We start from the raw sequence: 19,271 nt of genomic DNA on the forward strand, positions 1-19,271 counted from the left end.
TCATTAGCGATGGGCGCTAGGTGCGGCTAGTGCACGGGCGGTGGCGACATCCGCGTTGATCGCCGTTTTCAGTGCCTCCAGAGAGGCGAAGCGCTGCTCTTCACGCAGCTTTTGGTGGAAAACCACCGTCAGACGCCGGTCATACAGATCGCCGGCAAAATCCAGTAGATGAACTTCAAGGTGGGCTTTGCCATCACCTTGGACCGTAGGCCGCACGCCAATATTGGCGACGCCGGGCCAGGTCTTGCCGTCGATGTCCACATCCACCAGATAAACCCCGGTGAACGGTACGCGACGGCGCTTGAGTTGAATGTTGGCAGTGGGCGTACCCAGTTGCCGGGCCAGTTTCTGACCGTGCAGCACGCGACCGGCGATCCGGTACGGGCGGCCGAGCAAGCGTTCGGCCAAGGCAAAATCGGCGGCGGCCAACGCGTTGCGCACCTGAGTGCTGCTGACGCGAATGCCGTCCAGCTCGACGGTTTGCGCGGCTTCCACGGTAAAACCGTGAACCTGGCCGGCCTGCAGCAGAAAATCGAAATCGCCAAGGCGATCGCAGCCGAAGCGGAAATCGTCGCCGACTTCCAGATGCTGCACGCCGAGGCCGTCCACCAGGATGGTATCGACGAACTCACTGGCGCTGAGCTTGCTCAGGCGCTGATTGAAAGCCAGGCACAACACCCGGTCGACGCCTTCGGCGGCCAGCAGCTGCAGCTTGTCACGCAAGCGGGCCAGACGCGCCGGAGCGGTCTCCGGGGCAAAGAATTCCCGTGGCTGCGGCTCGAAAATCACCACGCAGCTGGGTACGCCCAACTCGAGCGCACGCTCACGCAGCCGGGCCAGGATAGCCTGGTGACCACGGTGAACACCGTCAAAGTTGCCAATAGTGGCGACGCAGCCCCGATGCTGGGGGCGCAAGTTGTGGAGGCCTCGAACCAGCTGCATAACGCGCTTCTTGCTCATAAAGTGGTCGATTATAACCACACCCGACGGTCGACGACAGGCAACACCGTAACGCAAAGTGATCGAGCCGACAAAACTGCCGGCCCGCGCCCGTTTATAAAGGCTGAAACCTCAGCTCAAAGCCTTGCGATTGAAGTCGCGCAGACGGAAACCGAGCAGCAGCAACATACCGAAATATGCCACCACACCGGCAACTACCAATGCCCCCAGACGCAGGAAGCGCTCCAGCATGTGCCCCTGATCCCAGGCCGGCATGAAATGCATGCCCAGTAGTAATACCGCCGACATGACCGCTACCGCCACTACCAGTTTGAAGCCGAACATGTACCAGCCCGGTTGCGGCTGATACATCTTTTGCTTGCGCAGTTGATAGAACAGCAGCCCGGCATTGAGGCAGGCACCGGCACTGATCGCCAGCGCCAGACCGGCGTGAGCCAGCGGCCCGATCAACACCAGGTTGAACAGTTGAGTGACGATCAGGGTGAAGATTGCGATTTTTACCGGGGTGCGGATGTTCTGTTGCGCGTAAAAGCCCGGCGCCAGCACTTTGATCACGATAATTCCGAGCAGACCGACAGAATAGGCAATCAGCGCACGCTGGGTCATGGACGCATCAAACGCGCTGAATTGACCGTACTGGAACAATGAGACGGTCAGTGGCTCGGCGAGAATTCCCAGAGCCAGTGCACACGGCAACACCAGCACGAAGCACAGGCGCAGCCCCCAGTCGAGGATCCGCGAATATTCGTGGCGATCCTTGCTCGCATAAGTCTTGGCCAGCGTAGGCAGCAAAATGGTGCCCAACGCTACGCCGAGCACACCGGACGGCAATTCCATCAAACGGTCGGCGTAATACATCCACGACACCGAGCCGGCGACCAGAAACGAGGCAAAAATGGTGTTGATGATCAGCGAAATCTGGCTGACCGAGACACCGATGATCGCCGGCAGCATCTGCTTCATCACCCGCCAGACGCCGCTATCGCGCAGATTCAAGCGCGGCAGCACCAGCATGCCGATCTTTTTCAGGTGCGGCAGTTGATAGAGCAACTGCGCCAGACCACCGACCAGTACCGCCCAGCCGAGGGCCATCACCGGCGGATCGAAATACGGCGTGAGGAACAGCGAGAACACAATCATGCTGACGTTGAGCAGGGTCGGCACGAAGGCCGGCACCGAAAAGCGGTTCCAGGTATTGAGGATCGCCCCGGCCAGCGAGGACAGGGAGATCAGCAATATATAAGGGAACGTCACCCGCAGCAGGTCGGAGGTGAGCTGGAATTTTTCCGGCGTGTCGGCAAAACCCGGCGCCGTGGCCCAGATCACCCACGGCGCGGCGATCATGCCCAGCACGGTGACCAATGCCAGCACCAGGGTCAGCAGGCCCGAGACATAAGCAATAAAGGTACGGGTCGCCTCTTCACCCTGCTGACTCTTGTATTCCGCCAGAATCGGCACAAAGGCCTGCGAGAACGCGCCCTCGGCGAAGATTCGCCGCAGCAGGTTGGGCAGTTTGAAGGCAATAAAAAAGGCATCCGTCGCCATTCCGGCACCGAACGTGCGAGCGATGAGCGTGTCACGGACGAACCCGAGAACCCGGGAAAGCATGGTGATAGAGCTGACGGCGGCCAACGATTTGAGCAGATTCATTGAGGGAATGTGTGCCTGTCGATAAACAGCAGGCGAACAATGCGCCTACTTGTGCGATACTCTGCGCCGCAACAGCACAGAGCCAAAGCTCGCGAGTTTACAGGTCAAGCGCCGGAAATAAATATCCCGCCTCTTTACACCTACCACTTAGCGGAACGTTTCAAGCGCCCTTGACAAGACTTCTCTTCATCGGCATGATTCGCGGCCTATTTTGTTTGCTATTTCCTAAAAAGTCTTTCGAGGAGCTCGACGGTGGCCAACTCACCTTCCGCCAAAAAACGTGCAAAACAGGCTGAGAAGCGTCGCAGCCACAACGCCAGCCTGCGTTCCATGGTTCGTACCTACATCAAGAATGTAGTTAAGGCCATCGACGCAAAAGACGCTGAAAAAGCTCAAGCTGCATACGTTCTGGCTGTGCCAGTTATCGACCGCATGGCCGATAAAGGCATCATCCACAAGAACAAGGCTGCTCGTCATAAGAGCCGTCTGAATGGCCACGTCAAGGCACTGAAAGAAGCTGCTTAATCGACGTAGTCATTAAAAAACCGACCTTAGGGTCGGTTTTTTATTGCCTGCGATTTGGTGAATCCCGCACATAAAAAAGTGGGAGCGGGCTTGCTCGCGAATGCAATCTGTCAGCCGGCATTTCTAGCGACTGACACGACCTATTCGCGAGCAAGCCCGCTCCCACATTGTGGATTTGCGGTGTTATTGCTGAACAGGAACCCACGGCACGATCGGAATCGCCGTCACCGCATTCTGCGGGCTACCTTCGATCACGCGATCGCTGTAGACAAGGTACACCAGCGTATTGCGCTTCTTGTCAAGGAAACGCACCACCTGCATGGTCTTGAACACCAGCGATGTGCGCTCCTTGAACACCTCATCACCATCCTTCAGTTCTCCCTTGAACTTGATCGGACCGACCTGACGACAGGCAATCGACGCCTCGGCACGATCCTCGGCCAGACCCAGACCACCCTTTACCCCACCCGTCTTGGCGCGGGACAGGTAGCAGGTCACGCCATCGACTTTCGGATCATCGAAAGCCTCGACCACGATCCGGTCATTTGGGCCGACGAACTTGAACACCGTCGACACCTGACCGATTTCCTCGGCCGAGGCCAGTAATGGCAACGCCATCAGCAGACCCAACAATCCTTTTGCCATGCGCATCGCGTTTTTCCTTAGACCAGAATCAGGTTGTCACGGTGAACCAGTTCCGGCTCAGCCATGTAGCCCAGCACGCCGACAATTGCATCCGACGACTGACCAATGATTTTTTGCGCTTCAAGCGCACTGTAGTTGGCCAGACCGCGAGCAATTTCGCGACCGTCCGGCGCCACGCAGACCACCATCTCGCCACGCCGGAAGCTGCCCTGGACCAATTTGACGCCGACCGGCAACAGACTCTTGTTGCCCTGGGACAATGCCGACACCGCACCCTCATCCAGCACCAGCGTGCCGCGCGTCTGCAGATGCCCGGCCAGCCACTGCTTGCGCGCCGCCAGCATGCCGCGCTCAGGAGACAGCAGCGTACCGATGCGCTCGCCAGCCTTCAGGCGATCGAGCACTCGCTCCAGACGCCCACCAACGATGATCGTGTGCGCCCCGGAGCGCGCCGCCAGCCGCGCCGCACGCAGCTTGGTCTGCATGCCGCCACGCCCCAGCGCGCCACCAGTACCGCCCGCCACCGCATCAAGCGTCGGATCATCGGCGCGCGCTTCGTAAATCAGCTGCGCATCGGGGTTGTTGCGCGGATCGGCGTCGAACATGCCGTCGCGATCGGTGAGGATCACCAACAGATCGGCCTCGACCAGGTTGGCCACCAGCGCTGCCAGCGTGTCGTTGTCGCCGAAACGGATTTCATCGGTGACCACGGTGTCGTTTTCGTTGATCACCGGGATGACTTTCAGCTCGACCAGGGCACGCAGGGTGCTGCGGGCGTTGAGGTAGCGCTTGCGGTCGGACAAGTCATCGTGAGTCAGGAGAATCTGCGCGGTGTGCCGGCCATGCTCGGCAAAGCTCGACTCCCAGGCCTGCACCAAGCCCATCTGGCCGATTGCAGCAGCGGCCTGGAGCTCGTGCATCGCACTGGGTCGTGCGGTCCAGCCCAGACGGCTCATGCCGGCAGCCACCGCCCCGGAGGACACCAGCACCAACTCGACACCTGCCTCATGCAGGGCGACCATCTGCTCGACCCAGACACTCATTGCCGCACGATCCAGCCCTTTGCCATCAGCTGTCAGCAAAGCGCTGCCGATCTTCACGACCCAACGCTGCGCACCTGTCACTTTGCTCCGCATCATCTTCAACCTTAGCTTGAGGACAGCGCGACCCAGCGCTGCCCGTGACGTTAATCGTGGCTATTGGTGACCAACGATCGATTTCCAGATACTAAAACGCCGCTCGATTGAGCGGCGCTTAAGTTTACTGCAACGAATCAGTCGCGCACGTAAATGATTTCCGGACCGTCTTCATCATCCACATCTTCTTCGTCCCAGTCATCGTCGCCGATGTCGTGGACCGACTTCACGCCGCTGCGACGCAGGGCACGCTTGTCATCCAGCGCCTGCAACTGTGCACGGGCTTCGTCTTCGATGCGCTGATCGAGATCGGCCAGCTCTCCCTTGTACGCCGGGTCGTTAGCCAGGCGATCGGCACGATCTTCCAGATAACGCATGATGTCGCGGGTCAGGCGCTCGGTGCCTTCTTTGGCGATGGCCGAGATCACGTAGACAGGACCTTCCCACTGCAGGCGATCAACGATTTCCTTGACGCGCTCTTCATGCTCTTCTTCAAGGATCTGGTCGCACTTGTTCAGCACCAGCCAGCGATCACGCTCGGCCAGCGACGGACTGAATTTGACCAGTTCGTTGACGATCACTTCAGCAGCGTCCGGTGCGCTGGTGTCATCCAGCGGCGCCATGTCGACGAGGTGCAGCAACAGACGCGTACGCGCCAGGTGCTTGAGGAAGCGAATACCCAGGCCGGCACCGTCGGAAGCGCCCTCGATCAGACCCGGAATGTCGGCGATGACGAAGCTTTTCCAGCGGTCAACGCTGACCACACCCAGGTTCGGCACCAGCGTGGTGAACGGGTAGTCGGCGACTTTCGGCTTGGCCGCCGACACCGAACGGATAAAGGTACTTTTACCGGCATTCGGCAAGCCCAGCAGACCGACGTCAGCCAGCACTTTCATTTCCAGTTTCAGGTCGCGCTGCTCACCCGGCTTGCCCGGAGTGGTCTGGCGCGGCGCACGGTTGGTACTGGATTTGAAACGGGTATTGCCCAGACCGTGCCAACCGCCCTGCACCACCATCAGTTTCTGGCCGGCCTTGGTCAGGTCGCCAATCACTTCCTGGGTGGCCGAGTCGATCACGGTGGTACCGACCGGCACGCGCAGGATCAGGTCTTCACCTTTCTTGCCGGTGCAATCGGTGCTGCCGCCGTTGGAGCCACGCTCGGCATCGAAGTGCCGGGTGTAACGGTAGTCGACCAGGGTGTTGAGGTTTTCGTCGGCCATCATGTAGATGGAACCACCGTCACCGCCATCACCGCCGTTCGGGCCGCCGTTTTCAATGAATTTTTCCCGACGGAAACTCATGCAGCCATTGCCGCCGTCGCCAGCTTTTACGCGGATCGATACTTCGTCTACAAACTTCATAACTCAACGCCTCTCGCCATACGGACGAGCCGAAAAACAATCAAGACATAAGACTCTTGCAAAAATGAGCGCAGCGACCCCAAAACACGACCTGCATCGCACGCCGACAGCCCATACAAACAGTTTTGCAAGAGACTCACCCCACAAACGAAAAAGCCCCGTCGCAAGACAGGGCTCTTCCAGCGATCTCGCGATTAAGCCGCGACAACGCTCACGTAACGACGACCGAAGGCGCCTTTTACTTCAAACTTGATCACGCCTTCGATTTTCGCGAAGAGGGTGTGATCCTTACCCATGCCAACGCCGTAGCCAGCGTGGAATTGGGTGCCGCGCTGACGCACGATGATGTTGCCGGCCTTGATGACCTGGCCGCCATACATCTTCACGCCAAGGCGTTTGGCTTCTGAGTCGCGACCGTTACGGGTACTACCACCAGCTTTTTTGTGTGCCATGAGTTCAATTCTCCTAGTGAGGAATTAGGCTGTAATTAAGCCTGAATACCGGTGATTTTGATCTCGGTGAACCACTGGCGGTGGCCCATACGCTTCATGTGGTGCTTACGGCGACGGAACTTGATGATGCGGACTTTATCGTGACGACCTTGGGAGATCACTTCAGCCTTGACGGTTGCGCCAGCAACAACAGGTGCGCCGATGTTCACGTCGTCGCCATTGGCGACCAGCAGAACGCGGTCAAAAGTCACGGATTCGCCAGTAGCGACTTCCAGTTTTTCGATCTTCAGGTATTCACCTTCAGCGACCTTGTATTGCTTACCGCCGGTAACGATTACTGCGTACATGGTATTTCTCCGATAATCCTGCTCACCCAGCTCTTTATAAGAAGAGGTATTGGCTGGCATGGCTGCATGGGGCTGGAACGGCCCAAGTGCAATTGCGTAAGGCAGGTGCTGCCCAGGAAGTTCAGGGTGCGCGATTGTACGCAAGCCGCGAGAGTCACGCAAGTGGCCGTCCATCGCGCCTTGACAGGCCCCGGTGTGGGTCCTAGCATGCCGCGCAACCCTTCTGGAGCAACTGTCGCTGATGCAACCCCAAGCTTTCTACCGCGCGGTGGCGGACGATTTTAACGCCGTCGACGGCATCATCAAGAAGCAGCTGACTTCCCGAGTGCCGCTGGTATCGAAAATCGGCGATTACATCACCTCGGCCGGCGGCAAACGCCTGCGTCCTTTATTGGTGCTGCTGTGCGGTAAGGCCCTGGGTCGCGAAGGCGACGACATGCGCCTGCTGGCCGCCACCATCGAATTCCTGCACACCGCGACCCTGCTGCATGACGACGTGGTCGACATGTCCGGCATGCGCCGTGGCCGCTCGACCGCCAACGCTATGTGGGGCAACGCCCCGAGCGTGCTGGTCGGCGACTTCCTGTACTCGCGCTCGTTCGAAATGATGGTCGAGCTGGGCTCGATGCCGGTGATGAAGATCCTGTCCCAGGCCACGCGCATCATCGCAGAAGGCGAAGTGTTGCAACTGTCCAAGGTACGCGACGCCAGCACCACCGAAGAAACCTACATGGAAGTCATCCGCGGCAAGACCGCGATGCTTTTCGAAGCCTCGACCCACAGCGCCGCCGCACTGGCCGGTGCCACCGCCGAGCAGAGCGAAGCCCTGCGCACCTTCGGTGATCACCTCGGCGTGGCGTTCCAGCTGGTCGACGACCTGCTGGACTACAAGGGTGATGCCGAGACTCTGGGCAAGAACGTCGGTGACGATCTGGCCGAAGGCAAGCCGACCCTGCCGCTGATCTACACCATGCGCGAAGGTACGCCGGAGCAAGCTGCTCTGGTACGTCAGGCGATCCAGAAAGGCGGGATCGAAGACCTCGAAAGCATCCGCATCGCCGTGGAAGCCTCGGGTTCGCTGGAGTACACCGCGCAACTGGCCCGCGACTACGTGGCCCGTGCGATCAAGTGCCTCGACGCGCTGCCGGCCAGCGAATACCGCGATGCACTGGTGGAACTGAGCGAATTTGCGGTCGCCCGCACGCACTGATCTGCCTTCTGTGGGAGCGGGCTTGCTCGTGAAAGCAACCTGTCATTCAACATTAATGTTCAATGACACACCGCATTCGCGAGCAAGCCCGCTCCCACAGTTGTTTCTGCTCTATGCCCTCCTGCGCGTAAAACCCTATACAATGTGCGACTTTTAGCGATCCCCTATCAAGGAGCCTTAGTGAGCACGTTGCCACCCTGCCCGAAATGCAATTCCGAATACACCTACGAAGACGGTGCCCAACTGATCTGCCCGGAGTGCGCCCACGAGTGGTCGGCCAACGGCGAAGCCGAAGTGGCATCCGATGATGCCGTGAAGAAAGATTCGGTCGGCAACGTGTTGCAGGACGGCGACACCATCACCGTGATCAAGGACCTGAAGGTCAAGGGCACTTCGCTGGTGGTCAAGGTCGGCACCAAGGTCAAGAACATCCGCCTGTGCGATGGCGACCACGACATCGACTGCAAGATCGATGGCATCGGCCCGATGAAGCTCAAGTCCGAGTTCGTCAGAAAGGTCTGATCCTGCTGTCAGCCATCCCGTGCCCGCCGCGGGATGGTGCGTCACCCTCCCCGCCAGCCCCCGCATTCTCGCGTAATAGCCAGACGCCAGCCGTTTTGACCTTACGCAATCTTTACCCGGAAAAAATCGCATTCCGTCAATAGGCACTTGCTATTTGACGAATAAGAATTATTCTCATTGAAACCTTTCAAGGAGATGAGACCCATGACTTATTTGATCGACGCCTGGCTGGATCGCCCACACCCGTACCTCAGGATCCTGCATCGGGAAACCGGCGAAGTCTGTGCGGTACTGGAAGAAGAAGCCCTGCATGAGCTGCAGGATCAGGGTGATCTGGACGTCAGCAGCCTGAATTCCAGCGAACCGCTGGTGCTCAAGGAGCTGGTGCGCAATCTGTTCCTGTTCTGCTATGCCCGGGCGTTGCGCCCGACCAATGAGCTGCATCACAAGATCGAAATATGAGTAGCGCGGAAAAACTGTGGGAGCCAGCCTGCTGGCGAAAGCGCTGTGTCAGGCAACGGATGATTGCCTGAAAGGACGCCTTCGCGAGCAAGCCCGCTCCCACATTATTGACCTGTCACCGGGACAGGCCAGGCATTACAGAACGTCCAGCAGCTCGACGTCGAATACCAGAACGCTGTGCGGCGGGATGCTGCCAACGCCTTGAGCGCCGTAAGCCAGTTCGCTCGGCACGTACAGGCGCCATTTGCTGCCGGCGTTCATCAGTTGCAGGGCTTCGGTCCAGCCGGCGATCACGCCGCCCACCGGGAATTCTGCTGGCTGGCCACGATCGTAGGAGCTGTCGAACACAGTGCCGTCGATCAGCATGCCGTGGTAGTGAGTACGCACGGTGTCTTCACGGGATGGCTTGGCGCCTTCGCCCTGGGTCAGCACTTCGAATTGCAGACCGGAAGCCAGAGTAGTGATGCCTTCTTTCTTGGCGTTTTCAGCCAGGAAAGCACGGCCTTCACCGGCAGCCGCTTCAGCCTTGGCAGCGGCTTCGGCTTGCATGATCTCGCGGATCACTTTGAAGCTGGCGGACATGGCTTCCTGATCGACACGGCTTGGCTTGCCGGCGAATGCGTCGGTCAGACCGGCCAGGATGGCGTCCAGGCTGACACCCGGTGGCGGGTTGTCGCGCAGCTGGTCACCCAGCTGACGGCCAATACCGTAGCTGACGCGGGTTTCGTCGGTGGACAGATTTACTTCGGACATGACACTGCTCCGCTGTGCGGACGGCCATCAGACTTGCCGTGCGTGCACAGCGCGTCCCGGCGCGCCCGGAACCAAAAGGGCGAGCAGACTAGCACAGATGCCCGGCGATGGGGCGCAACGCCTACAGGGCCGAGCGCCAGGCCAGCGGCACTTTCAGGCTTTCCTCGTCACTGACGCCCAGGCCGCACATTTCGTCGTGCACCGAGGTGTGTACAAGGTTGAACGGCAGCACCGGAAAGTTATGCAGCAAATCCCGCGCATGCTCCACCGAGCGCAGCTGCAGCATCTCGCCCTTGAGATCACTCAGCGGATACGCCGCCCCGTGCATCCGCGCTTCGAGCAGATAAATCCCGCCCTCCATGGAGATCAGGTTCAGCTCATCGACCTTTCTGGCGATGGCAAACGCATTCAACTCTTGCAGGTTCATGAACGCACCTCGTGCGGTGGCGAGCCAGGACCCTTACAGGGATATGCCCGCGCGCGCCAAAGCACAAGCCACAAACGACACCGCCCGTCTGTTTCGCAACAGACGGGCGGTTTTTTTGCAGCGATCAAACAATGATCAGTGCTTGGTGAGCTTGTCCAGGTAACCCATCGCGAACGCCGAAATCACGAAGGTCATGTGGATGATCACGTACCACATCAGGTGCTCGGGATCGACGTTCTTGGCATCCATGAAGATCCGCAGCAGGTGGATCGAGGAAATCGCCACGATCGACGCCGCCACTTTCATCTTCAGCGACGAGGAGTCCATGGTGCCCAGCCAGCTGAGTTTCTCTTTGCCTTCGTCGATGTTCAGCTCGGACACGAAGTTTTCGTAGCCGGAAATCATCACCATCACCAACAGGCCGCCCACCAGCGCCATGTCGATCAGCGACAGCAGCACCAGAATCAGATCCGATTCGGCCATGGAAAACACGTTGGGAATGACATGAAACACTTCCTGGAAGAATTTCAATGCCAGCGCCAGCAGCCCGAGGGACAGCCCGATATAGATCGGCGCCAGCAGCCAGCGCGTGGCGTACATTGCATTTTCGATAAAGCGTTCCATTGACTCTCACACAATAAGGATTGAAATCGGCGGCGAGTATACCAGCCGCCCGTGACCGCCAGAAACCGCCCGGCTCGCACCTCCCATCACCGCAACCTGCATGTGTGTGTGTGATTTTTTTTCTGCTACTGTCCAAACCATTGACCGCCTAGCGAAAGTGGACAGGACGACTGGAAATGCATGTGCGATTACCGTTGACGACTGCCGGAATTTGCCTCGTTCTGCTGCTGGGTGGCTGCTCTCCCGGCGAAGAGAAAAAACCCTCGGTCAGCCTCGACGCGAAGACGGCAACCTTCGAACACTCACTGGACGCCATTACCGACCCGAAACTCAAGGACGCCGTGACCGAACTCGGCGGTTCGCTGCTGCTGCTCGAACGCGCGCAGCTCAAGCTCGACAGCACCCCGCTGAAAACCGTCTACGGCGAAGACACCCTCGGCATCCTCAAGCACTACCCTTCGCCGCAGGCGCTGGTCGATACCTTTATCAACGGACTGTTCGTGCTGCACAAGGACGCCAGCTCCGATTACCTTACCGACCTGCAACCGGTATTCCCGTTCAACCTGAACATTCCCGGCGGCTTTCTATTCCCGCACGGCGTGGAATGGCAGTCGGTGACCCTGAGCAACAAGCGCGTGATCGCCTATCAGCCGGAGTGGTCGGAAACCGATCCCGGCATTCAGTTGAGCCCGTCCAGCTCCAACGTCAACAACCCCGATGACCTGACCGTGACCTACCCGTTCATCGAAGGGCTGGACGTGGACAAGAAGAGCCAGCCACAACCGGTGAGCCTGCAAGGCAAAGTCGAAGTCATCGCGCCGCGCCGCCTGTTCAGCTTCAACCTGAGCCAGAAGGACGTCGGCCAGACCCCCACCGATGACAACCTCAGCGTCACCCTGCTGAAGCTTGAAAAGAACTACGCCGAAGTCGAATTCAGCAACAGCCTGCCACTGGCCCCTGAGGTCGAGGGTGCGCAGCTCAATCCAGTCATCGTCCAGGCCCGTGACACCAGCGGGCAATACCTGGTGCGCGCCGGCTCAATCAATGAGAGCCCGGCACAAGTCGCCTTCTACGAGAAACAACTGGCGTATCTGCAACAGCAGAAAACCTGGAGCGAGGCGTTGGAAAAACAGCTCGAGGACGAACAGCAGACCTTCGAGCAGCAGCATCCGCGCCGCTACAACAAGGTCTACTTCAACGGCCCCATCGACACCCTCGAAGTCAGCGTGCTGGATTTCTCATCGGCAACCGTGACCCGCAAAACACTGGATCTGCCAGTGCGCACTTTCAGCCAGCACACCACCGAAAAAGCCATCCAACCGCTGGACCCGGCGGTGGTCGTCTATGACGATCTGGCGCCGAACTGGCTCAAGGGCGCGAGCCTCACCGAGGAAGCGTTGAAGGCCGGTATCCGCATCCATCAGTCCGTGGAGGATCCGAGCGCTGCACGCATCGAGTTCTCTCACCGGCGAACCTTCAACGATGAATTGCTCGGTGATGATTTCAGCCCCGGCGAGAGTCCCGTGACGTTCTTCACCGAGAAACGCAGCGGCAAACTCGATGAGCCGATCGAACTGCCGCCCGAGGCGTATCAGGTCGATCCGCTGCAGGCGACCATCACTTACGATTTGAACCTGTTTCCGGAAACCCCGGCGATTGCCGTGGGGTCGATGCCGCTGTTTCTCGCCAGCGTGGAGAAAAAAGCCTACGACGCCAAATCCCTGCCCAAAGGCCTGGAGATCAAGAACAACACGTTGGTGGTGGACCTGAAACTGTTTCCGGCCAACGCCTGGCGATTCTTCGTCAAGGACGACAGCGGCAACTACCTGAAACAGATTCTCTCGGTCAGTCATGACGCGAGTGCGGATGGCCCGGCGCTGTTCGGCGTGCATTACTTCTATGGTCGTCCAACGCACGTGGAGACCTATCAGCGGACCGAGCTCAATACCGTGCAATACGGCTTTGAGGTCAAACTCGACAAGGCGCAGCAGTCCGACACCGCGCCATGATTGCGCCTAGTGGTCGAACACGCCGACCGTACGCCCACGCCCGCCATTGATCTGGCGCAACTGTGCCTGCAGGTGCAGGCTCCAGATCTGCGGATCGTCGGCCAGCTCGTAGCCGTGCATCGTCAGGCTTTCCACAATAGTGTCGAGAATCGACTCGGCGGCGACCGGCCCGTGAAACGGGCCCTGGGCCTTGATGGCGGAGGGTTGTTCGCCAGCCATGCCGGCAGCGAAGAGCAAGGTCCACATGCCGTTATCGCCGGCCAACGGTTTGATGGCGCATTCGATGCGGGTCACAAGACCCAGGCACTGACGGGTGAGGCAGAGGTTGCGCGACATGGCGGCGACCCTCGGTAAAGCCTGTATTCAGCCTTCACGCGAAAGCTGTTTCGATCCAGTGATACTGTCGATGTCCTTGAGCAGAGAATAGAAGAAAAGTCCGCCGCGCAAGCTGGATAGAACCAGAAGGCGCCGAATGGTCATTGTGTGAATTCTGACGCCAGAGTAGTGGCACTTTTCCCGAAGATCAGCGCAAAAATCAATCTGGAAAAACAACTGTGGGAGGGGGCTTGCTCCCGAAGGCGGTGTCTCAATCAACTAATGTGTCGATTGGTACACCGCCTTCGGGAGCAAGCCCCCTCCCACAGTTTTTACCGCGTTTGCGGTCAGGCTGGTTTGGCTTCGGCTAGTGCCTCCTGCGCCAGTTCCTTTTCCGCCTCTTTGAGGTCGTCTTCACTGATCATCTCGGCAATCACCCGCAGACGCTCGACCACGCGCGCGTTGACGCTGCCCTCGGGGAACTGACCGTCAGCATCCGGCTCACCGGCCGGCTCGCCGACCAACAGGCTCAGCGCTTCGTCAGCCTGACGCACCGCGTACACGTGGAACTGCCCGGCGCGCACCGCCGCCAGCACCTTCTCGTCGAGCATCAGCGTGGCGACGTTGGCCTGCGGAATGATCGCGCCCTGCTCGCCGGTCAGCCCGCGCGCTTCGCAGAGGCGGAAGAAACCTTCGATCTTCTCGTTGACCCCGCCGACTGCCTGCACTTCGCCGAACTGGTTGATCGAACCGGTGATCGCAAAGCACTGCTTGAGCGGGGTTTTCGACAGCGCCGAAATCAGCGTGCAAGCCTCGCCCAGCGATGCGCTGTCGCCATCAACGTAACCGTAGGATTGCTCCAGCGCGATGCTCGCGGAAATCGCCAGCGGGAATTCCTGGGCGTAACGGCTGCCCAGATACCCGGTAAGGATCATCACGCCCTTGGAGTGGATCGGTTGCCCAAGGTTGACCTCGCGCTCGATGTCGACGATACCGCTGCCGCCCGGGTACACCGTGGCGGAAATCCGCGCCGGCACACCGAACGCCGAGTCACCGACTTCAAGCACGGTCAGCCCGTTGCACTTGCCGACCGCGGCGCCGTCGGTGTCGATCAGGATGATCCCGGCGAGCATGTCGTCGAGAATCCGCGCCGAGACCCGACCGGTGCGAGTGGCCTTGGCTTTCAGCGCCCGCTCGATGTGCCCGGCATCGGTCATTTCATCACCGGCCAGATGACGAATGAAATCCGCTTCACTGACCAGTTGGAACAGATCGCCGATCCGCGCCGACAAACGCCCCTGATGCTCGGCCAGCCGCGCGCTGTAGGTCGCCAGACGCGCCACCGCATCGGCGGTCAGCGGCGCCATGCCTTCCTCCGAAGTACGGGTTTTCAGCAACTGGGCGAACTGCTCCAGGCTTTCGTCGACCATCGGGATGTCTTCGTCGAAGTCGACCAGCACGCGGAACATCTCCTGGAAGTCCGGATCCAGGTCCTGCAGCGTGTAATACAACTGCCGCGCGCCGATGATGATGACTTTGACCTGCAACGGAATGTGTTGCGGGTTGAGGGTCACCGTGGCGAAACGGCCCATCTCGCCCAGCGGCGATTCCATTTTCAGCTTGCGCGATTGCAGGGCGCGTTTCAGCGCGTCCCACACGAACGGCTCGCTGAGCATTTTTTCCGCTTCAAGAATCAAAAAACCGCCATTGGCCCGATGCAAAGCACCTGGACGCAACTGCCGGTAAGTGGTGTAAAGCGCGCCCTGATCGGTGGTGTACTCGATGCGCCCGAACAGGTTTTCGTAAGTCGGGTGCGGCTCGAACACTACCGGCGCCCCGCCGCTGGCCGGATGACCGACCACCAGGCTCGGCGCGTATTGCTCTTCCAGCAGCTTGCGCGCCACGGCGTCGGTCTTGCTGTCGTCGACCAGTTGCTCGACCACGGTTTTCAGCAAGTACACCTGCATCGCTTGCAGGTAACCGCAGACCGCAGCGTTCTCCGCGTACTTCTCGGACAACGGCGAGAGCAACGGCTGCAAGGCCAGGGTGATGGTTTCCTCGTTGAGCTGACGCAGTTGATTGTTCGACTCACGCTTCCACTGCGGCAGGCTGGCGAGTTCTTCGTTCAGACGCTCTTCGAGGCCGGAGATGTCTTCGTGAAACCGTTCGCGCTCGGCTTCCGGCAATTGGGCGAATTCCGCTTCATCCAGCGCCTTGCCTTCAAGCATCGGCGTGAAGGCGATATTGCTGCTGTCGCGGTACAGGGCGACGTCCTTCTCCAGCGCCAGCCGTTCGATGATATCGAGGGCCTTGTCGTAGCGCTGGTTGAAGGCGCGGTCGATGGCGCTTTTCTTCTGCTGGTAGGACGGGTGTTCGAACACGGCCGGAAAGGTTGCCAGCAGGTTATCGATCAGGCCGTTGATGTCACCGATGAACGAAGCCGCCGTGCCAGAAGGCAATTCCAGCGCGCGGGGCTCGCGCGGCTCATCGAAATTATTGACGTAGACCCAGTCCGCCGGGGTCTGCAGGCGCTTGCCTTCGGCCTTCAGGTAGCGTTTGACGAACGAGAAGCGGCCAGTGCCGGGCTCGCCCATGACAAAGACGTTGTAACCGGGGCGTGGCATCGCCACACCGAACTGCAAGGCTTCGACCGCACGTTCCTGGCCGAGCACACCGCGAAAGGGCTCCAGATCATTGGTGGTAGTGAAGCTGAACTGTTCAGCGGAAAACGGACGAGTCAGCGCTTCGGGCGCTATACGCAGGCTGGCAGCAACAGGATCAGGCATCGGGCTTCCTTAACAATCAGGCGGGGCGGATAGCGGCATTCTGGCGCTGCCCGTGCCCCACTGGCAAGGCGCGCCACACGACAAAGCATAGTCAACCGGGCCACCCCGCCCCGTCCCCCGTGAATCCGGGGTTATCGCCAAATCTTTTGTAAAAAATCACGGAACCCCCGGAACGTGCCTAAACTCCAAACTGCGCGGCTGGAACTAATACTGGCCCACTGGCACCTTCAGGTGTCAGAACCCTGTCCATTGGTATGCACACAAAGAGAACAAAGCTATGAAACGGATTCTTCTCGGTACTCTCTTCACCGCTGTTTCCATCAACGCCATGGCGCAAGCCCCGGGTGGCCCGGATTGCGGTTGGGGCAACATGCTGTTCGAAGGTCAGCGTGGCACCCCGGCACACTTCCTGGCATCCACCACTAACGGCACCTCCGGTAACGCTACGTTCGGTATGACTTCCGGCACCAACGGTTGCTCGACCAACGCGTCGCTGACCTACGGCGGTAAATCCTGGTTCGCCATGAATGGCATGATGAACGAGCTGTCCGAAGACATGGCCAAGGGCAACGGCGAAGCGCTGACGACCTACGCCGTGGTACTGGGCGTGGCGCCGGAAGACCGTGCGCACTTCGCGGCTGTCACTCACGAGCACTTCCAGCAGATCTTCAGCAAGGCTGACGTGACCGCAGAAGACGTGCATACCAACACCCTGGCCGTGCTGAAGTCGGACCCACGTCTGGCCAAGTACGCAACTCAGGCTTAAGCTCGACCCCACCCGCTTCTTTCGGGAAGCGGGTTTTGTTTTGAGTGCAATCACTCGAATGTGACGCTGAACCTGTGGTGAGGGGATTTATCCCCGATCGGCTGCGAAGCAGTCGTGAAACCATTCAATTCGGTGTATCTGATACACCGAGTTTTGCAGGTATGAGGGCCGCTTCGCAGCCCATCGGGGATAAATCCCCTCGCCACAGGGGAGTGATCGCAGCCCGATCCGGGTTTTATTTTCTTTCGACTTAAGTTGCCACTTATGCTCAAACGCCTTGCCTGGCTGGCGCTCTGTGTCTGCGCCCCGCTGTCCGCCGCGCCTCACATCGACCCTCAACGTTTGCAGCAACTGGCCAACGACCGCTTCTGGATTTCCCTCGGTCATTACGAAACCGCCAAGCTTGGCGGCTGGCGCAGCTATGTCAGCGACAGGAAATTCTTTCTGGCGCCCGATGGCAACGAACACCCCGACCATGAGCTGGCCGCCACCGTGCAGGCGCTGTACGCCCCGGCCAGTCTCGGCGAGCAGCATGCGCAATGCGTCTACCCGGCGCGTAAGCGCTGGCTGAAAGCCCAGCTCAACCTGACCGATCTGCCCGCCCCCGATTGCGCCGAATTCAAGAAGTGGTTCAAGGACGTCTCGCCGCACAGCGCGGTGATGATCTTCCCGGCGGCCTACCTCAACAGCCCGTCGTCGATGTTCGGCCACACCCTGCTGCGCATCGACCAGGCTGACGTGCAAAGCGACAAGACTTCGCTGCTGAGTTACGCGATCAATTTCGGCGCCTACATCGAAGGCTCGGACAACAGCATTCTCTACGCTTGGAAGGGCTTGATGGGTGGCTATCCCGGGCTGTTCGCACTGGTGCCGTACCAGGAAAAACTCTCCGAGTACCGCAGCCTGGAAAACCGCGATCTGTGGGAATACCGGCTGAACCTGACGCAAGCAGAAACCGCGCGCATGGTCGAGCATGTGTGGGAGCTGAAGCAGATCCAGTTCGATTATTTTTTCTTCGACGAAAACTGCTCCTATCGCCTGCTCGAACTGCTGCAAGTGGCACGTCCGAGCCTGCGCCTGACCGAGCAATTCCCGCTGACCGCCATCCCTACCGATACGGTCAAAGCGGTGAAAGAAGCCGGGCTGGTGGAAAGCATCGAATATCGCCCGTCCCGCGAGCGTGAACTGCTCAGCCGCGCCGAGCCGTTGAATAAGGAAGAACAGAAATGGGTGCTGAAGGTCAGCGCCGATCAACAGGTGTTGCAGGAGCCGACCTTCAAGGCCCTGCCCCGGGATCGTCAGGCGCTGATCATCGATGCCGCCTATCGTCTGGAGCGTTACCGCGCCAACGGGCAGGAACGTGATGCGCAACGTGCACAGCGCAGCTTCGAACTGCTGCGGGCGATCAACAAGAACCCGGCGCCGGAATTGCAGATTCCACAACCGGGCCTGCCCGAAGACGGCCACGAATCACGCACCTGGCAGGCCGGCATCGGCACCCGGGGCGATCGTGCCTTCGGCGAGTACGGTTTGCGCATGGCTTATCACGATCTCAATGACAACGCCGAAAGCTTCCCCCTCGGCGCGCAGATCGAAATCCTGCAGATGAAGCTGCGTCAATACGAAGGCAACCAGTGGCAGTTCCAGCAACTGGACCTGGCGACCATCCGCTCGCTGACCCCGCGCAATGAACTGCTGCAGCCTCTGTCGTGGCAAGTCACCGGTGGCCTTGAGCGGGTGCCGGGCAAGCATGATGACGAGACGCTGGTCAGCCACGTCAACGGTGGTGGTGGCGGTACCTGGGCGTTAGGTGATGACGTATTGGGTTTTGCCCTCGGCACCGTGCGCGTTGAACACAACAATGACTTCGCCGAGTTCGTCTCCCCGGCCGGCGGTTTCAATACCGGCGTGTTGTGGAAAAACCCGTTGGGCAATCTCAGCCTGGAAGCCAAGGGCGATTACTTCTTCAATGGTGAAGTGCGCCGCAGCCTGAGCCTGAACCAGCAGTGGGAATTGTCGCGCAACCTCGGTTTGCGCCTGAGTGCGCAGCGTGAGTTCAGTCATGTGGCGACACCGGAAACCGAAGTGATGCTTGAGGTGAAGTGGTACCACTACTGATCTGAAGCCCAATCCATAACCCCTGTGGGAGCGGGCTTGCTCGCGAAGGCGTCGTGTCAGGCGATTCAAATCTCGACTGACCCAGCGCTTTCGCGAGCAAGCCCGCTCCCACAGGGTTCTCCGGTATTCAACGAATTACTTACATGTCTTTCACCAACGCCCGACGAATCCGCTTCTAGACTTTCCCTATCAGCCGAGAATCG

At 59.4% G+C, this 19,271-nt stretch carries 19 protein-coding genes; 7 read left to right on the forward strand and 12 right to left on the reverse strand.

The window, feature by feature from the left end:
• Positions 1–3: 3 nt before the first annotated feature.
• Together ribF and murJ are read right to left on the reverse strand one after the other, a co-directional pair.
• Positions 4–942, reverse strand: coding sequence for a bifunctional riboflavin kinase/FAD synthetase (gene ribF, locus ACOYXI_RS15155; RefSeq protein ID WP_042561145.1), 939 nt, complete (start codon positions 940–942; stop codon positions 4–6).
• 129 nt (positions 943–1,071) lie between these two features.
• On the reverse strand, positions 1,072–2,610 hold the full coding sequence (murJ, locus tag ACOYXI_RS15160) for a murein biosynthesis integral membrane protein MurJ (protein ID WP_098965698.1): 1,539 nt from the start codon (positions 2,608–2,610) through the stop codon (positions 1,072–1,074).
• 252 nt (positions 2,611–2,862) lie between these two features.
• Here murJ and rpsT point away from each other — a divergent pair, with 252 nt between their 5' ends.
• The gene (rpsT, locus tag ACOYXI_RS15165; protein ID WP_003228351.1) at positions 2,863–3,135 is read left to right on the forward strand and encodes a 30S ribosomal protein S20; all 273 of its coding nucleotides are present in this window, start codon (positions 2,863–2,865) and stop codon (positions 3,133–3,135) included.
• 183 nt (positions 3,136–3,318) lie between these two features.
• Here the strand turns inward: rpsT and ACOYXI_RS15170 are convergent, their stop codons facing one another.
• The 5 genes from ACOYXI_RS15170 to rplU form a co-directional block, all read right to left on the reverse strand.
• Complete coding sequence (locus ACOYXI_RS15170) at positions 3,319–3,786, reverse strand: CreA family protein (protein ID WP_003228353.1); 468 nt, start codon at positions 3,784–3,786, stop codon at positions 3,319–3,321.
• Positions 3,787–3,797: 11 nt separating this feature from the next.
• Positions 3,798–4,916 (reverse strand): glutamate 5-kinase, encoded by a 1,119-nt coding sequence (gene proB, locus ACOYXI_RS15175; RefSeq protein WP_027612826.1) that lies wholly within the window; start codon positions 4,914–4,916, stop codon positions 3,798–3,800.
• Positions 4,917–5,053: 137 nt separating this feature from the next.
• The gene (gene cgtA / locus ACOYXI_RS15180; RefSeq protein ID WP_461675004.1) at positions 5,054–6,277 is read right to left on the reverse strand and encodes an Obg family GTPase CgtA; all 1,224 of its coding nucleotides are present in this window, start codon (positions 6,275–6,277) and stop codon (positions 5,054–5,056) included.
• A 194-nt stretch (positions 6,278–6,471) separates the two neighbouring features.
• Positions 6,472–6,729 (reverse strand): 50S ribosomal protein L27, encoded by a 258-nt coding sequence (rpmA, locus tag ACOYXI_RS15185; protein WP_003228360.1) that lies wholly within the window; start codon positions 6,727–6,729, stop codon positions 6,472–6,474.
• A 35-nt stretch (positions 6,730–6,764) separates the two neighbouring features.
• Positions 6,765–7,076, reverse strand: coding sequence for a 50S ribosomal protein L21 (gene rplU, locus ACOYXI_RS15190; RefSeq protein WP_003228361.1), 312 nt, complete (start codon positions 7,074–7,076; stop codon positions 6,765–6,767).
• Positions 7,077–7,317: 241 nt separating this feature from the next.
• Between rplU and ACOYXI_RS15195 the strand changes: the two genes are divergently transcribed.
• The 3 genes from ACOYXI_RS15195 (at position 7,318) to ACOYXI_RS15205 (ending at position 9,270) form a co-directional block, all read left to right on the forward strand.
• Positions 7,318–8,286 carry a polyprenyl synthetase family protein gene (locus ACOYXI_RS15195; protein WP_003228362.1) on the forward strand — a complete coding sequence of 323 codons (969 nt, stop codon included), beginning with the start codon at positions 7,318–7,320 and terminating at the stop codon, positions 8,284–8,286.
• Between the two features lie 180 nt (positions 8,287–8,466).
• Entirely contained in the window at positions 8,467–8,808 is a 342-nt protein-coding gene (locus tag ACOYXI_RS15200) for a zinc ribbon domain-containing protein YjdM (RefSeq protein ID WP_003228364.1), read from the forward strand.
• 204 nt (positions 8,809–9,012) lie between these two features.
• Complete coding sequence (locus ACOYXI_RS15205) at positions 9,013–9,270, forward strand: PA4570 family protein (protein WP_003228365.1); 258 nt, start codon at positions 9,013–9,015, stop codon at positions 9,268–9,270.
• A gap of 135 nt (positions 9,271–9,405) precedes the next feature.
• On the opposite strand, the gene ACOYXI_RS15210 is transcribed toward ACOYXI_RS15205, so the two are convergent.
• From ACOYXI_RS15210 to ACOYXI_RS15220, 3 genes are all read right to left on the reverse strand, one after another.
• Positions 9,406–10,023 carry an FKBP-type peptidyl-prolyl cis-trans isomerase gene (locus tag ACOYXI_RS15210; RefSeq protein ID WP_003228367.1) on the reverse strand — a complete coding sequence of 206 codons (618 nt, stop codon included), beginning with the start codon at positions 10,021–10,023 and terminating at the stop codon, positions 9,406–9,408.
• A gap of 121 nt (positions 10,024–10,144) precedes the next feature.
• Entirely contained in the window at positions 10,145–10,450 is a 306-nt protein-coding gene (locus ACOYXI_RS15215) for a DUF6482 family protein (protein WP_096795239.1), read from the reverse strand.
• A 135-nt stretch (positions 10,451–10,585) separates the two neighbouring features.
• Positions 10,586–11,074 carry a TIGR00645 family protein gene (locus ACOYXI_RS15220; RefSeq protein WP_007963798.1) on the reverse strand — a complete coding sequence of 163 codons (489 nt, stop codon included), beginning with the start codon at positions 11,072–11,074 and terminating at the stop codon, positions 10,586–10,588.
• Positions 11,075–11,250: 176 nt separating this feature from the next.
• On the opposite strand from ACOYXI_RS15220, the gene ACOYXI_RS15225 reads away from it, so the two are divergent.
• Positions 11,251–13,083: a hypothetical protein gene (locus tag ACOYXI_RS15225; protein WP_461675005.1), complete on the forward strand. Its 1,833-nt coding sequence runs from the start codon at positions 11,251–11,253 to the stop codon at positions 13,081–13,083.
• Positions 13,084–13,089: 6 nt separating this feature from the next.
• Here ACOYXI_RS15225 and ACOYXI_RS15230 read toward each other — a convergent pair whose 3' ends face one another.
• Positions 13,090–13,419, reverse strand: coding sequence for a PA4575 family protein (locus tag ACOYXI_RS15230; RefSeq protein ID WP_007963794.1), 330 nt, complete (start codon positions 13,417–13,419; stop codon positions 13,090–13,092).
• A gap of 326 nt (positions 13,420–13,745) precedes the next feature.
• Positions 13,746–16,184, reverse strand: coding sequence for a Lon protease family protein (locus ACOYXI_RS15235; RefSeq protein WP_027612829.1), 2,439 nt, complete (start codon positions 16,182–16,184; stop codon positions 13,746–13,748).
• Between the two features lie 277 nt (positions 16,185–16,461).
• On the opposite strand from ACOYXI_RS15235, the gene ACOYXI_RS15240 reads away from it, so the two are divergent.
• Positions 16,462–16,950, forward strand: a complete 489-nt coding sequence (locus ACOYXI_RS15240; RefSeq protein ID WP_007909797.1) for a DUF3015 domain-containing protein — start codon at positions 16,462–16,464, stop codon at positions 16,948–16,950.
• 264 nt (positions 16,951–17,214) lie between these two features.
• On the forward strand, positions 17,215–19,068 hold the full coding sequence (locus tag ACOYXI_RS15245; RefSeq protein WP_461675006.1) for an Lnb N-terminal periplasmic domain-containing protein: 1,854 nt from the start codon (positions 17,215–17,217) through the stop codon (positions 19,066–19,068).
• The last annotated feature ends 203 nt before the right edge of the window (positions 19,069–19,271 follow it).

The sequence above is a fragment of the Pseudomonas sp. G3-19 genome (assembly GCF_054855875.1).